This window comes from Bosea sp. (in: a-proteobacteria), from assembly GCA_023910605.1.
Lineage (GTDB): Bacteria > Pseudomonadota > Alphaproteobacteria > Rhizobiales > Beijerinckiaceae > Allobosea.
This window is the reverse complement of record JAAVVV010000001.1, coordinates 3744293-3759159: the sequence shown is the minus strand read 5'-3', so window position 1 is coordinate 3759159 and position 14867 is coordinate 3744293. Positions and strand designations below refer to the sequence as shown.

General features: G+C 63.2%; 15 protein-coding genes and 1 other annotated feature. Of the genes, 3 read left to right on the top strand and 12 right to left on the bottom strand.

The window, feature by feature from the left end; translation table 11 throughout:
* Positions 1-1140 (bottom strand): IS3 family transposase gene (locus tag HEQ16_18210; GenBank protein ID MCO4055938.1). Its coding sequence is split into 2 segments (ribosomal slippage), with 1141 coding nucleotides annotated over them: positions 1-849 and positions 849-1140; the frame shifts between segments, so codons are not numbered across the junction. This gene is flagged as partial in the annotation.
* Positions 743-859 (bottom strand) — a sequence feature (AL1L pseudoknot). It overlaps the preceding gene by 117 nt.
* Before the next feature lies 1 nt (position 1141).
* On the opposite strand from HEQ16_18210, the gene HEQ16_18205 reads away from it, so the two are divergent.
* A complete protein-coding gene (locus HEQ16_18205; GenBank protein ID MCO4055937.1) occupies positions 1142-1348 on the top strand; it encodes a hypothetical protein in 207 nt (68 codons plus the stop codon).
* 2 nt (positions 1349-1350) lie between these two features.
* Here HEQ16_18205 and phnE read toward each other — a convergent pair whose 3' ends face one another.
* From phnE to HEQ16_18190, 3 genes are all read right to left on the bottom strand, one after another.
* On the bottom strand, positions 1351-2145 hold the full coding sequence (phnE, locus tag HEQ16_18200; GenBank protein ID MCO4055936.1) for a phosphonate ABC transporter, permease protein PhnE: 795 nt from the start codon (positions 2143-2145) through the stop codon (positions 1351-1353).
* A 4-nt stretch (positions 2146-2149) separates the two neighbouring features.
* Positions 2150-2845: an ATP-binding cassette domain-containing protein gene (locus HEQ16_18195; protein ID MCO4055935.1), complete on the bottom strand. Its 696-nt coding sequence runs from the start codon at positions 2843-2845 to the stop codon at positions 2150-2152.
* A 110-nt stretch (positions 2846-2955) separates the two neighbouring features.
* Positions 2956-3837, bottom strand: coding sequence for a PhnD/SsuA/transferrin family substrate-binding protein (locus tag HEQ16_18190; protein ID MCO4055934.1), 882 nt, complete (start codon positions 3835-3837; stop codon positions 2956-2958).
* Between the two features lie 198 nt (positions 3838-4035).
* On the opposite strand from HEQ16_18190, the gene HEQ16_18185 reads away from it, so the two are divergent.
* Positions 4036-5196, top strand: a complete 1161-nt coding sequence (locus HEQ16_18185; protein MCO4055933.1) for an alpha-D-ribose 1-methylphosphonate 5-triphosphate diphosphatase — start codon at positions 4036-4038, stop codon at positions 5194-5196.
* 179 nt (positions 5197-5375) lie between these two features.
* Here the strand turns inward: HEQ16_18185 and HEQ16_18180 are convergent, their stop codons facing one another.
* Positions 5376-5537 carry a transposase gene (locus HEQ16_18180; GenBank protein MCO4055932.1) on the bottom strand — a complete coding sequence of 54 codons (162 nt, stop codon included), beginning with the start codon at positions 5535-5537 and terminating at the stop codon, positions 5376-5378.
* Here HEQ16_18180 and HEQ16_18175 point away from each other — a divergent pair.
* Positions 5457-5669 (top strand): hypothetical protein, encoded by a 213-nt coding sequence (locus HEQ16_18175; protein MCO4055931.1) that lies wholly within the window; start codon positions 5457-5459, stop codon positions 5667-5669. The two genes, HEQ16_18180 and HEQ16_18175, sit on opposite strands and share 81 nt — an antisense overlap.
* A 133-nt stretch (positions 5670-5802) precedes the next feature.
* Here the strand turns inward: HEQ16_18175 and HEQ16_18170 are convergent, their stop codons facing one another.
* The 7 genes from HEQ16_18170 to HEQ16_18140 all read right to left on the bottom strand — a co-directional run bounded on the left by HEQ16_18170 (position 5803) and on the right by HEQ16_18140 (position 14797).
* Positions 5803-7116, bottom strand: coding sequence for an FAD-binding oxidoreductase (locus HEQ16_18170; protein MCO4055930.1), 1314 nt, complete (start codon positions 7114-7116; stop codon positions 5803-5805).
* The gene (locus tag HEQ16_18165) at positions 7106-8563 is read right to left on the bottom strand and encodes an amidase (protein MCO4055929.1); all 1458 of its coding nucleotides are present in this window, start codon (positions 8561-8563) and stop codon (positions 7106-7108) included. The genes HEQ16_18170 and HEQ16_18165 overlap by 11 nt, the downstream gene beginning before the upstream one ends.
* On the bottom strand, positions 8560-10149 hold the full coding sequence (locus tag HEQ16_18160) for an ABC transporter ATP-binding protein (protein ID MCO4055928.1): 1590 nt from the start codon (positions 10147-10149) through the stop codon (positions 8560-8562). Before HEQ16_18160 ends, HEQ16_18165 begins: the two co-directional genes overlap by 4 nt.
* A gap of 41 nt (positions 10150-10190) precedes the next feature.
* Positions 10191-11003, bottom strand: a complete 813-nt coding sequence (locus tag HEQ16_18155) for an ABC transporter permease (GenBank protein MCO4055927.1) — start codon at positions 11001-11003, stop codon at positions 10191-10193.
* A 4-nt stretch (positions 11004-11007) separates the two neighbouring features.
* Positions 11008-11952, bottom strand: a complete 945-nt coding sequence (locus HEQ16_18150) for an ABC transporter permease (protein MCO4055926.1) — start codon at positions 11950-11952, stop codon at positions 11008-11010.
* 30 nt (positions 11953-11982) lie between these two features.
* A complete protein-coding gene (locus tag HEQ16_18145; GenBank protein MCO4055925.1) occupies positions 11983-13575 on the bottom strand; it encodes an ABC transporter substrate-binding protein in 1593 nt (530 codons plus the stop codon).
* A gap of 61 nt (positions 13576-13636) precedes the next feature.
* Positions 13637-14797: an acyl-CoA--6-aminopenicillanic acid acyltransferase gene (locus tag HEQ16_18140; GenBank protein MCO4055924.1), complete on the bottom strand. Its 1161-nt coding sequence runs from the start codon at positions 14795-14797 to the stop codon at positions 13637-13639.
* Positions 14798-14867: the final 70 nt, after the last annotated feature.

Sequence of the window (14867 nt, the reverse complement as noted above, 5' to 3'; positions counted from 1 at the left end):
GGCGATGATTGAACCAGTCGACCCATTCGAGTGTGGCAAACTCGACAGCTTCGAATGACTTCCAAGGGCCGCGTCGGTGGATGACCTCGGCCTTGTAAAGCCCGTTGATGGTCTCGGCGAGGGCGTTGTCATAGGAATCCCCGACGCTGCCGACAGATGGCTCGATCCCAGCTTCCGCCAACCTCCCGGTGTAGCGAATGCTGACGTATTGCGATCCGCGGTCCGAATGATGCACCAAACCGCCGCGATGAGCAGGCCGTCGATCATGCAGAGCCTGTTCCAGCGCATCGAGCACAAAGCCTGTGTGTTGGGTCCGGCTGACACGCCAGCCGACAATCCTGCGGGCATAGACGTCGATCACGAAGGCCACGTAGACAAAGCCCGCCCAGGTGCTGACGTAGGTGAAATCGGAAACCCACAGCACGTTCGGTGCCGGTGCCTTGAACTGCCGGTTCACATGATCCAGCGGGCACGGCACCGACTTGTCCTGCACCGTTGTCTTGACGCTTCTGCCACGAATGACACCGTGCAGGCCCATGCTGCGCATGAGCCGTTCCACAGTGTACCGCGCAACGCCCACGCCTTCCCGGTTCATCTGAAGCCAGACTTTGCGGGCGCCATAGACCTTGAGGTTCTGCCCGAAGACGTGATCGATCTTCGGGCAAAGGGTCATGTCCCGCCTTGCTCTCACCGAGAGCTTGGCAGGGTCGGCCCGCTTGGCCACGTGGTCAAAATACGTCGATGGCGCGATCGGCAAAGCCTTGCAGATCGGCTCGACCCCATGAACCTGACGGTGATCGTCGATGAAGCTGATCATCTCTTGAATGGGCGGTCGAGCTCCGCCTGGGCGAAAAAAGCGCTTGCCTTGCGCAGGATCTCATTCGCCTGCCGAAGCTCCCGGTTCTCCCGCTCAAGGTCCCGGAGCTTCTCGGCGACATCCGTCGGAACGCCAGCACGCTTGCCGCTGTCGACCTCGGCCTTCTTCACCCAGTCAAGCAGTGTGTGCGCCGAGCAGCCAATCTTGGCCGCTATTGACATCACCGCTGCCCAGCGCGAGGCGTGCTCGCCTTCGTGATCCAGCACCAATCTGACAGCGCGCTCGCGCACCTCGGGTGAAAACTTGTTCGTCGTCTTGCTCATGATGGCTCCATCCTATTTGGAAGTTGAAGCCTCCGGCAAACCGGGGGTGGTTCAGATCCGCTGGTCCATTCAGGAAATCCGCCGCATCGCCATCCGGCTCGCACAGCGCCGCATCAAACCTGCCCACATCATCGCATGGTCACTCTGGCGAAGAGCCCATCAGGCAAGCGCACAAAAAGCTCACTTCAAATCAAATATGCAACTGTAATGCTAGATGATCTTACGCCTGAGCCATCCGCCTGTCTGTTCCACTGCGATCACCAGCATCAGGATCACCAGAATGATCGTGGCTGCGGTCTGGTAGGCAAACAGGTCAAACGCGACTTTCAACTCCACGCCGATGCCTCCTGCCCCGACCAGGCCGAGCACGACGGACGCGCGCGTCGCTTTTTCGAGGCAATACAGCGATGTGGCGATCATCGAGGGCGAGGCCGCCGGCAGGACGGCGGACATGATCATGCCTAGCCTGTTGGCGCCTATCGCAGAAAGGGCTTCCCGCGGGCCCTTGTCGGTTTCCTCCATGGCTTCGGCAAAGAAGCGTGCGGCAAATCCCATGACGTCAATGGCGATGGCAAGAACGCCGGCTGGCGAGCCGAGCCCGACCGCAATCACGAAGATCAGTGCCCAGACCAGATCAGGCACGGTTCGGAAGACCGCGATGAGGGAGCGTGCCGCCGTCCGGACGGCGGGATGGGGCGACAGGCCTTCCGCCGCCAGAATGCCGAGCGGCACCGACAGGATGAGGCCGATGGCGCAGCCGGCAATCGCCATCTGGAAGGTCTGGAATAGCGACCACAGGATCCGGTCTATGCGTTCAAGATCAGGCGGAAACATGCGCGACAGCATATTGCCGATATTCGGCAGTCCGCGCGCCAGTTGGTCGAGTGATGGGCCAGCCGTGGTGAGTGACCAGATGAGGAAGGCTGCGACAGCAAAGGCCATGGTGAAGGCGATCGGGTTCACCCGCTCGATGCGCGGCGGCAGATGGCTGCGCGCAGGCGTCATGTGATCAGCCATGGTGGAAGAACCGCGCCAATTCTGTTTCGGAAACCGCGTGCGATGGCTCGTCGAGCGCGACCCGTCCGCCGCCAAGACCGACAATCCGGTCGGAGAAGCGGATGGCATGTTCCATGCGGTGAGAAACGAAGATCAGCGTCGCCATCTGCTCGCTGGCAAGCGCCGCAAGCGTGGCCATCACCTCTTCGCCGGATTTGGGATCAAGGCTTGCATCGGGCTCGTCGGCGATGACGAGTTCGGGCCGCTGCATCAGCATGCGGGCGACCGCGACGCGCTGCGACTGCCCGCCTGACAATGTGTCGACGCGGGCCATCGCCTTGTCAGCAAGGCCAACGCGCTCAAGACAGTGCATCGCCTCGGCGCGAACCTCGCGCGGGGCGAGCAATTGGGTCCAGGTGCGCGGTCCACTCATGCGGCTTTGTACGCCGTGAACGACGTTGGTGAGGGCGCTGAGCCGTGTGACGAGGTTGTGCCGCTGGAAAACGAATCCGACGCGGGACCGCAGCCGCTTGAGGCCCGGCCCGCCCAGTTTGCCCACATCCTCGCCAAGCAGGATGATGTCACCATCGCTTGGTTCGACCAGCCGCACGAGCATGCGGATCAACGTTGATTTGCCTGTGCCATTGGCCCCGATGATCGCGACTTTGGAGCGATGGGAGATGCCAAGATCGAGACCAGACATAACCATCGGACCGGACCCGAACCGCTTGCTCAGGCCTGTTACCGAGACAACCGAACGATCAACGTCCGGGCGCGTGACCGCGCCGTCCGGCCCGATCTTCTGAAATGCGACAACGCTCACTGGCCGATGAATCGCGTGAACTCGTTGATGCCGACCGCGCGATACATCTGCCGGATCACGTCATAATCACGGTCAGCCACGTTCGGCAGGAAGGTGCCGCCGTTCCAGCGCGCGTTGGCCTCGACCTGCAGCACGGCCTGAAGCAGCGGGCCGGCATGGTCGATGAAGGCCTTGCGAACCTGACCGACCATGTCGGCGGAGACGCTTGGCGCTGCAATGATCAGATCATCGGGCAGGTCGCGACCACGTCCAATGACGCTGAGCTTAACGTCAGGCACAGCGCGGCGGATCTGCTGGATATGGGTCAGGTTCATGCCGATCGCAGCAAGGTCGCCGCGGCGCAGGGCTTCGACGGCCACATTACGGCGCAGGAACATCGCTTCGAAATCGCGGCCATAGGCAAGGCCGGCATCGGCAAGGATCTGTGATGGTCCGAGATGCTGCGAGGTCGAACCGATTTCGCCAAAGGAAATCTTCTTCCCCTTGAGGTCGGACAGCTGCCTGATCGGCCCTTCTGCCAGCACGACGACTTGCGGAAAGTAGTCCGGGCGCTGCCAGATCACAACCGGCTGCACTGCAGGCATGCGGGCCTTGAACACCACGTATTCGGCGGGGCCGGTGAGCACCAGATCAACCTGATTGGCATTCATGGCCTCAACGGCCGCAGTGCGGCCCGAGACAGGAAACAAGGCGATCTCGACATTCGGCATCACCTTTTCGAAGGCTGCCTTGAACGGCCCGAATTCGCGTTGGAGGTTTTCGGAGCCATCGACATCGGTGACGGCGAAACGCAGCCTCTGACGGGTCTGGGCGAAGGCTGGCATCGCAGCTGCCGCTGTCAGCATGGCTGCGGTGGCGACAAGGTCACGGCGGTTCATGAGATACCTCTTGATGCTGACGTCGATCAAACTTCCATCCGACGTGTCACCACCGGACGTGACGCACTGATGACATCTGCATGTCATGTCGATGTCACCTGGCAGGTTCATGGAGCGCTCCACGTATCTGGATGGATTGATCCCATGAACATCGAAGCTGGTCATCTGCGCGCAAGTCAAAATCCGGCGGCGCGACCCATGCGCCCGATCATGATCGCCGGCGGGAAAGTCCTGAGCGATGGAGCGTTTGTCAGCGCGGATGTGGCGGTTGCTGACGGTTGTTTCAGCGCTGACATCTCAGCCGCCTGCAATGCACTGACCATCGACGCGGAGGGGCTTTACGTTCTGCCGGGCATCATCGACATCCATGGTGATGGCTTTGAGCGACTGGTGTTTCCGCGCCCGGCTGCGCCGGTCGATCCCTCGATTGCGCTGCTGGAAGCCGATCGTCAGTTCATCGCGAATGGCATCACCACGGCTTATCACTCCGTGACCTGGTCATGGGAAGGCGGGACACGTGGTTCGGAGGCGGCGCTGTCGATCCTGGAGACGCTCGAACAGCTCAGGCCGCATCTACGGACCGATACGCGCTATCACCTGCGCCACGAGACCTTCAATCTCGACGCCGTGCCCATCATCCTTGACTGGATCACAGAGGGCCGTATCGATTGCCTTGCCTTCAATGATCACATGGCGGGCACGATCAAGCAGCGCCACCGCCCCGACAAGATGGCCGGTATGGTCGCCCGCTCAGGGCTTAATGAAGCTGCGTTTCTCGCCCTGATCGAACGGGTTTACGCTCGCGCTGACGAGGTGCCGGCCTCGATCGGGCAACTGGCTTCTGCCGCGCGCCAAACTGGATTGCCCATGCTCTCGCATGATGACATGTCGCCCCAGATGCGCGGCTGGTATCGCGAGCTTGGTTGCGCGGTTGCTGAATTTCCGATCAATCATGAGACAACGCAGGCCGCCGCTCTTTTCGGCGATCCGATCGTGTTTGGCGCGCCGAACGTCATGCGTGGCGGCTCACATACGGGGTGCCCCTCAGCCGCCGAGATGGCCGCGCTGGGCCTGTGTACGGTCCTCGCCTCCGACTATTACTATCCAGCGCTGCCGCTCGCTCCATTCCGGCTTGCTACGCAAGGCGTTCTGCCACTCGGCGAAGCATGGGGGCTGGTGTCGAGCGGGCCGGCAAAAGCGCTGGGGCTCGCTGATCGGGGCCGCATCGAAATCGGGTTGCGGGCTGATCTTGTTCTGATCGAGGATCGTTCCCCACTTCCGCCCCGGATTGTCAGTACGATTGCAGGTGGCAGGTTGGCATACATGAGCGAGGCAGAACGTGTCGCCATCTCTGGTTGATGCTCCTTGTTGCACTTTCTTCACTGCACAGAAGCCAGGCCGCCATAAGTCCCCCGTGCGCCTTGATCTGCTGAGGTGCTTGTCCCGCCGGGTGGGCGCGGCGGCATTCGTGCTTGGCGCAGCATCCTTGCTCGGTGGGACGATCACCCTCGCGTCGGGATTTCTGGAAATGACGCCACCTAAACGGCTCCTGTGTCAAGGGCGCCATCCCCCATAAATGAGGCGATGGGCGTGCTGATCTGATCGAGCAAGACAGACACATGCGCGGCATCGTCGACATCCTTGTCGGCGAGATCGAAGGCGACGATGTCGCCGCTGTCTGCATCCATGCCGATATGCAGCTTGAGCCGGCTTCTGCGTTTGCCACCGGTTCCATAGCTTGTCCTGCAGCCATTCTCCGGCGCCGCGCAGCCTCAAGCCAGTGGCATCGACGATGGGATGAAGGTCATTCGCACGATCCCGCCAGTTCGTGACACGGTGCTTCTGCCTTGGGATCTGATGACGGACGGCGGCACGAAGTCTGAACCGCATGAACGGGATTCCAGAAGGCGAGAAAGCAACCCCGCCCTGCCACGTGACGACTTAACGAACCGGCCGATCCTGCCTTCATGCACCAAGGCCCCGCCTGTCCCGCCAACCGTACCAACCCGCCACAGCTGCTGCTCCGATGCGGCGGAAAGGCGCGAAGGGCATGGGCGTGATCGGCATGACCGGCATGGGTGCCCTGTCCCAGTTGCCACTGGCGATGCGTTGCGCGATGACCTCACCCATCGCGGTCGAATAGGCGATGCCGCGCCCATTGCATCCGAGGCTGACGATCAGGCCAGGCTCTGGCTCGTGCAGATGCGGCATGTGGTCCATGGTGACCGCGAGCGTGCCGGCCCAGCGATGCGTGAAGCGGATGCCCTCAAACTCCGGAAAGGTCAGCCGCGTGGCGCGCTCCAGCCGCGCAAAGTGACTGGCATTGGTGCTCAAGAGGATGCCGCCGCGCCCACCCATGACCAACCGGCCATCAGCGGTGCTTCGGAAATAGAGCAGGCTGCGACGCGTGTCCGAGACGCAGGCGATGACGGGCAGAATGCGCTGGCGCTGCGCCTCGCGCAGCGGCGCGGTCGCGACCTGCGCGCTGTCCACAGGCACCAGCGTGCCGGCAAGGCGCGGCAGCAGGCGGCCCGTATAACCATTGGTGGCGAGCACAACATGACGTGCCCGGATGGTGCCTGTGCTGGTGCTGATGCGCCAGCCATCGCGATCGCGCTGCAAGGCATGGGCGCGTGTCCCGCTATGGATGGCAGCGCCCTTGGCCATGGCCACGCGCGCCAGACCGCGGGCAAAGCTCAGCGGCTGCACGGTGCCGGCTCGCCGGTCGAGCCAGCCGCCTTCATAGACCTCCGAGCCTACTTGCTGCGCAATCGCGGCCTTGTCGAGCCATTGCACATTGGCGCCGCGCGATGCCCACTGGTCATGCTTCCAGCGCTGCTCGGCAAGCTTCGAGACATGGTGGCCTGCATGAACCCAACCGCTCTGGCGCGCATCGCAGGCGATGCCATGACGTGCCACCAGCGCAAAGAGCATATCGGCGATGCCAGCACCAAAGGCGGCCATGGCACGCCCCCGCTCTTCGCCATATGTTTTGACAAGCTGGTCCGGATAGAGCTTGAAGCCCGGCAGAACCTGGCCGCCATTGCGCCCGGATGCGCCAAAACCCGGCCCCTGGCTATCGATACAGATCGCGCTGATTCCAAGCTCGGCCAGATGCAATGCGGTGGAAAGCCCCGTGTAGCCTGCGCCGATGATGGCGACGTCGGCGTACCTGTCCCCCGGCAGCGCTTCAGTCAGTGGCGCGGGTTCAGCCGTCACGCCCCACAGGCCGAAATCCTGATCTGGCAATCCGGCGTTGGCGACAATCTCAGCTGGCATGGCTGCTCTTTCCCTGCATTGCCGGGCGCTTGTGTGCCCAGGGCGCAACCTGTTCGAGTTGGCCTGCGAGCTGGATCAGCAGATCCTCGCGGCCCATGTCGGCACCGAAATGAATGCCGACCGGCAGGCCATCCGGCGTCCAGTGCAGCGGCACGGACATGGCCGGACCGCCGGAGAGATTGTACATGGCGGTGAAGGGCCGCTCATTCTGAAGCATGTCGGAATAGGTCGCGAAATCCGCCGTCTGCATCGACAGGCTGCCCACGGGCAGCGGTGGGTTGGCATAGACCGGCGTCAGCGCCACATCGTATCTTGTGAAGAACGCTCCCATGCGGCGCCCCAACGCATGCATCCATTGCAGCGCGCGCACGTAATCCTCGGCGCTGGCGGCGCGGGCGCGCGCGATGATGGCGCGGGTCGCGGGCTCGATCTCGTCAGGGCCAGGTGGCCTGCCCAACGCCTTGGCGCGAGCTGTGAAGATGGCAGCGACATTCGTGCCGGACACAAGCCAGAAATGGCGGTATATCTCGTCAAGATCGATGCTGATCTGCGCCTCTTCAACATGATGTCCAAGGCTTTCCAGCAGGCGCCCGGCGGCTTCAACGCCTGCTCTCACCTGAGGATGCACAGGCAGGCCCGCAGGCGTGGCTGTGGACAAGGCGATGCGCAACGACGCTGGCGGGCGATTGACCAATGGCAACCAGGGGCCTTGGCCCGGCGCGGCATAGGGATCGCCGGGCGAGGCGCCGGCGGTCAGATCCAGCATCGCCGCACTGTCGCGCACCGAGCGCGAGATCACATGCGGCACGGCGACGCCATTCCAGGCCTCGCCCAGCACAGGGCCGGAGGGCAGGCGTCCGCGCGTTGGTTTCAGGCCGAAGAGACCGCAATGGGCAGCCGGCATGCGGATTGAGCCTCCGCCATCGGTCGCATGAGCCATCGGCACGATGCCCGCAGCGATGGCCGCCGCCGAGCCGCCAGACGAGCCGCCGGTCTGATGATCCAGGTTCCATGGATTGCGGCAGGGCCCATGGGTGGCAGGCTCGGTGATGGGCCCAAGCCCGAATTCGGGCGAGGCCGTGCGCCCGAAGATGACCAGACCTGCCGCGCGCTGGCGCCGGGTCAGCGTGTTGTCGAAGTCGGGCACATAGCCGCGAAAGAAGCCGCTGCCATTGGTCAAGGGCAGGCCTTTCACCTGCAGGCTCAGATCCTTGACCAGAAAGGGCACGCCCGCGAAACGGCCGTTACAGCTGCCATCGCCATTGTCCTCGGTGATCTGCGCGCGGCCAAAAGCCTCGGCCCGGTGCACCACGGCGTTGATCTGCGGGTTCACGGCGTCCAGCCGCGCCAGCGCCGCGTCCAGCGCCTCGCTGGCTGAGAAGCTCTTCTTGCGAATGCCTTCGGCCAACGCAGTCGCGTCCATCTGGACATACTCTTCATGCGTCATGGCGCAGCCCTTTCGGTCGAGGCTGGTTGCCAGTCGATCCTTGGTGCAGCCGCAAGCAGCGCCCTGGTGTAGTCCTCGCGCGGATTGTCGAACAGATCATCGCGCGCCGCTTCCTCGATGATGCGGCCATCGCGCATCACCACGACCCGGTCAGCGATCTGCTCGATGGCGGCCAGATCATGCGAGATGAACAGGCAGGCAAAGCCATATTCGGCCTGAAGCGTGCGAAACAGCCCCAGGATCTGTGCCTGAATGGTCATGTCCAGCGCCGAGACCGGCTCGTCTGCCACGATGAAGCGCGGGCGGCGCACGAGCGCGCGCGCAATGGCGACACGCTGGCGCTGGCCACCCGAAAGCTGGTGCGGCAGGCGCGGCCCAAAACCCGAAAGCCCGACATCATCAAGCACGGCATCGACAATGCGGCCATGCCCTGACGCAGAAAGGCCTGGCACATGGCGCAGCGGCTCGGCGATGATGGCGCCCACGCTCATGCGCGGATCGAGCGAAGAGTACGGATCCTGAAAGACCAGCTGTGCGGCCAAGGTGAAGGCTCGCTGAGCGGCGCGCGGCGCTTTCAGAATGTCCTGCCCGTCAAAATGCACTTCGCCTGACGAGGCTGGGATCAGCCGCAGCAGCGCGCGCCCCAGGGTGGTCTTGCCGGAGCCGGAGCCCCCGACCACCGCCACAACCTCGCGGGGATAAATCTCCAGGCTGACATCGTCGACGGCCTTTTTCGGCATGCGCCGCCGGAAGAGCGAGAGGGCGCCCGCATGGGTGACGCTGAGGTTGCGCACGCTGACGACGGCCTCGCCCGTGCGCTGGGCCGGTGGCGTTTCGGCGCGTCGTGGCAGGGCGGCGATCAACGCCCTGGTGTAGTCCTCGCGCGGCGCGTTCAGCAGGGCGCGCGTCGTGCCGCTCTCGACCAGATGGCCTTTTTCCAGCACCAGCGCGCGTTGCGTGTAGCGCGCCACCAGCCCCAGATTGTGCGTGATCAGAATGATGGCCGTGCCATTGTCGCGCGCCAGCTCCACCATGAGATCAAGCACCTCGGCCTGTGTCAGCGTGTCGAGTGCGGTCGTCGGCTCATCAGCAATCAGCAGCTTCGGCTTCAGCAGCATGACGGAGGCCAGCATGATGCGCTGCCGCATGCCCCCGGAGAACTCGTGCGGATAAGCGCCAAGGCAGCGCTTTGCATCGCCAATGCCCACGCGCTCCAGCATGGCGATGGAGCGCTCCCTGATCTCGGCAGCAGAAAGCTTCAGATGAAGGGCCAGCCCCTCGGCCATCTGCGCGCCAACCGTCATCGCCGGATTAAGCGAGACCATCGGCTCCTGAAACACCATGCCCATGCCAAGCCCGCGCAAGGGCTGGAACTGCTCTTCCGGCAGCGCGGTGATGTCCTTCCCCTCCAGATGAACGGCGCCGCCGGTCTGCACCAGGCCAGATGGCAACAGACGCAAAAGCGCGCGCGCCGCCATGGTCTTGCCCGAACCGGATTCGCCGACAATGGCGAGGAACTCTCCACGCGCCACCGTGAAGGACAGGCCATGGATGATCGGCATCCCGGTGCCGGTCTCGATCCGCATGTTGCGGACATCGAGCAAGGGCAGGAGCGTGGCTGGCTCACTCATCGTGATGCCATCCTCGGGTCCAGCCAGTCGCGCAGCGCATCCCCCAGGAGGTTGATGCCCAGCAACGTCAAAGTGATGCAAAGCCCCGGCGCCAGCGACAGCCAGACCGCGCTTTCCATGTAGCCGCGCGCCGAGGCCAGCATGTTGCCCCAGGTGGCCGCCGGCGGCGGCACGCCCAGGCCCAGAAAGCTGAGCGCGCTCTCCGACAGCACAGCCCAGCCGAACATGCTGGTGCCCAGCACGGCAATGGGTGCGATGCAGTTTGGCAGGATGTGCCGCAGCATCGTGTAGACCTCGGAATTGCCGATCATCCGCGAGGCCTCGATGTATTCCTTCTCGCGCAGCGACAGCACCTGGCCGCGCACGATGCGCACCACCGACGGCGTGTAGGCGAGGCCCAGCGCAATGACGATGCTGGACTGGCCCGGCCCGAGAATGACCATGATCGCCAGCGCCAGAAGGATGCCGGGAAAGGCCAGCATCGCATCATTGACCATCATGATGAGCCGGTCGGTCCAGCCGCGCAGATAGCCGGTGACGACGCCGATCAGGCTGCCGACGATGATCGCAAAGATCATGGTGGCCAGCGCCACGCGGAAGCTGACCAGAGCGCCATCCATGATGCGGCTCAACACATCGCGGCCAAACTCGTCCGTGCCGAGCCAATGCGTGCTGTTGGGCGGCTGCAAGCGGCTGCGGATGCGCGTGCCCGTCGGGCTGTAGGGCGTCCAGAACAGGGCCGTCAGCGCCATTGTGCCCAGCACCGCGACAATCGGAAATCCGATCAGGAAATTGATGCGCCACTTCATCAGATCATTCCGCCGACACGCGCGGATCGAACAGGGGATAGAACAGGTCCACCACCAGATTGACGATCACATAAAGCAGCGCGGTGAACAGCAGGCAGCCCTGCACCACGGGATAATCGCGCGCGAAAACACCATCGGCCAGAAGCCGCCCGAGCCCCGGCAGAGTGAACACGGTTTCCAGCACGGCAATGCCGCCAAGAAGATTGCCAAGGATCAGGCCGATCAGCGTCCATGTTGGCGCGAAAGCGTTGGGCAGCACATGGCGGGCAAGCACGCGCGCCTCGCTCAGGCCCTTGGCGCGTGCATGAGTGATGTATTCGAGCCTCAGCACCTCGATGGCGCTGGCGCGCGCCATGCGGGTTACGACCCCGCTCTCATGCAAGGTCAGTGTCGCCACCGGCAGCAGCAGGAAGAGCATGGCTTTCCAGGGGTCTTCCGAAATCGGCACATAGCCGATCACCGGCAGCCACCCGAGCTTGAGCCCGAACAGCAGCAGCAGCAACAGGCCCAGCCAGAAGGTCGGGATCGAGAGGATGACAGTCGTCAGGCCGATTATGCCGACATCGAGTTTGCTGTCCTGCTTCCAGGCGGCCATGATGCCGATGGTCACGCCGACAAGGGCCGCCATTGCCACCGAGACCAGCACGACGCTGGCGCTGACCTGAAACCGTTGCAAGATCAGTGGCAGCACGGCCTGCCCATCAGTGATCGTGTTGCCGAAATCGCCAACGGCGACCTTCGTCAACCAGCGCCAGAACTGCACGAAGACCGGCTGATCGAGCCCGAGCGCGGCCCGGCCACGCGCGATTTGCTCTGGCGTCCCGCCATCGCCGAACATCAGCGAGACGGGATCACCGGGGATGAGCCGCACCAGCGTGAAAACCGCCAGCGACACCAGCAGCAGCGTCGGAATTGTCATCAAGAGCCGACGCAGGATGTAGCCGATCATGGGCCTGGCTTCACATGCATATGACGCGCTTCACTTGATCGTCACATTCCACAGGCGCGGCATGGCGGCTGCCCATGTCGTATAGCCCGTGACATTGCTGCGCCAGGCCGCGATATCGACCGAGTTCCAGAGCGGGATCATCGGCATCTCGTCCATGAACCTGGTGTGGAGCTGGTCGAACAGCGCCTGTCGCTTGGCCACATCACTGATGACCATGGCCTGGCTGATGAGCGCCTCCGCAGCCGGATCGTTCCAGACCTTTCGGGGCTGCGTCGCCTTCGGCCCGGTAATCATTTCATAGCTCAGCGCCGCATCCAGCCGTGCGGAGAAGCTGAAGAACATGCTCTGGTAGGTGCCCTTGCCATAAAGATCGAGCTGGGCGGCCCATTCCAGCACCTCAAGCTCGATGTTGATGCCGGCTTCCTTCGCCATGGACTGCACGAAGACCGCGCCATCAAACAGCGACATGAAGCGCTTGGTCACGATCATCTTGATCGGTTCGCCCTTGTAGCCGGCTTCCGCCAGCAGCTTCTTGGCGCCGGGAATGTCGCGCTTCCATTCCGCCTTCTGCACAGGGCCGGAAAAGGGGCTTGCCAGCGGCACCATCGAGTTGGCAGGCTTGGTCAGGCCGAAGGTCACGGTGTCGACCAGCTCCTCGCGGTTGATCGCCATCGAGATCGCCCGGCGAATGCGCACATCCTTGACGATGGGCTCATTGACCTGGAACAGGATGCCGTTGGTCTCCATCGTCGGATGCGTGCCGGTCCTGATGTCAGCGCGGCCCTTGACCTCATCAAGGTCACGCGAGGAAAAGTCAGGCCGCACATCGATGGCGCCGGAATAAAGCGCGGCCTTTGCGGAGGCGCTTTCGGGAATGATGATGAAGCGCACCTTTTCCGCGATGGCGGCCTTGCCGCCGGTCAGCCCATCAGGCTTGCCATCCAGCGACTTGTAACCGGGGAAGCGGACCAGATCGACCGACTGGCCGCGCCGCCACTCGCTCCACATGTAAGGGCCGGTGCCGATCGGCGTCGCCCATTTGCCATCCGCGCCGATGCTGTCGCGGTGGTAGATCGCCGATCCGCCGCAATCGATTCGCGCCATCTGCCCGAGGAAAAGTGCGCTCGGCTTTTCGATCCTGAGGACGAAGGTCTTTGGGTCCGGCGCCTGCATGTCGACGACCTTCGCCGAGCCCTTGCCGTCGAACTCGCTGAGGCAGCGCCATTGTGTCGCGGGATCGAGATAACGCTTCCATGCAAAGAGCACATCATCCGAGGTGAGCGGCTTGCCATTGTGGAAGGTCAGCCCGTCGCGCAGCGTGAAGGTGTAGGTGGTGCCATCGGCAGAGAGATCGACCTTCTGCGCCAGCATGGGGCCGACCGTCAGGTTCTCCCGATAGGCGACAAGCCCCTCCAGCATGTGCATGGTGATGGCATCGGAGTTCAGGTCGCGGTTGACGCCGGGATCTGTGCTGCGCAGGTCCGAGTTGATCATGGAGCGCAAGGTGCCGCCGCCGGGCGCAGGTTGCGCCAGCGCGGCAGGAGCCAGTGCAAGGGCACCCGCTGCGAGAAGGCTGGCGCCGAGCAGATGTTTGCGGATCGAGGCATTCAACAGGTTGTCCATGTGCTGATCTCCTGTGGCTGGGACATGATGGGCATCAGGCAAGGAGCCGGAGGCCCTTGGCTCAGGCTGTCTTGCGTGTCGTGGAAAGACTGGTGATTTTTGAATACGGTTTGTTCAGCCGATAGGTCGTGAAGTTGCGGTTCAGCGCGGGCAACGGCGCCACCTGCATGATGCCGTCGCCCGGCTCCATCACGATCATGGCGACGGTGGCGCTCAGATTGTCGTTCAGAGACAGGCGTGGCGGGCGACAGACCGACCAGGGCGTCTGGAAATCATCAAACAGCGCCTCCTGCATGTCGCGCATTGTGGCTTGTCCGAGCTTCGGCGCCAGCAGCGAGCGCACGCGCAGGTCGCGATAGACACTGTCCGGCACGGTGGCGATGCCCGTATCCTTCAGCTTGCCCAGGGCAATCGGGGAGATCCAGTGGTTGGCATGGACCAATAGGCCATTCACGGGATGCACCAGAAAGCTTTCATCCGGCGCGCACTCGAAGTTGAAAGCCATGCCATCGGCATGGCTCAGCACGACGTTGTTGGAGGCCGATTTGGGGGTGACGTAAACCGCATGGATGGCTTGGGCCAGATGCGAGCATTCCAGCGCCTTGCGCCGGATGAGCGCGAGCGGCACGCCGATCTGCGTATAATCACGGTCCGATTCCAGATAATTCGCGGTGATCGCCAGACCTGCGCTGTTCAGCCCCGAGCGCGCCAGCCCGCCAGCTTCGGTGAAGGTCAGGATATCGGGCTTGCCCTCACTCTGAATCGACAACACCACGCTTGTCTCGGCACATTCCACCTTCCAGTCCCAGTTCTGGGCGTGGATCAGGCGGCCATTCGCCGTTGCTTCCGGCAGCAGGACAACCGAGGTGCAGCCATCAGGATCAGGATCGACGGGCAGGCTGGATCTGCCCAAGCTGCCCCGTTGGGCGAGCTTCAGCACTTCCGTGCGCGCATTGATGAGCGCGATGGTGGAGAAGGGCACATCCGCGCCCTTGGCGATGCACCGCATTTCCTCGACATAGGAGGCATCGAACGCGGCCATGCCGGGCACAAGCTGTTCGACCAGCGCCTCGATGCCAGCCGCATCGAGGCCATCGCGCTCCAGCTGCTCGCGATAGTTCTGCGCGCCCTTGTGGATGCGTTCGGCCGCCTGCCGCCCATAGGCAAGGCCACGCTCGCTCAGGCTGCCGCGCAATTCGATGAAGGGAAATGGCTCGATCATCCGGATATTACCTCGCAGACTCATCAGTCAAACAGTATTTCATGAATTTGCAAGACAAAAATTCCAGCGC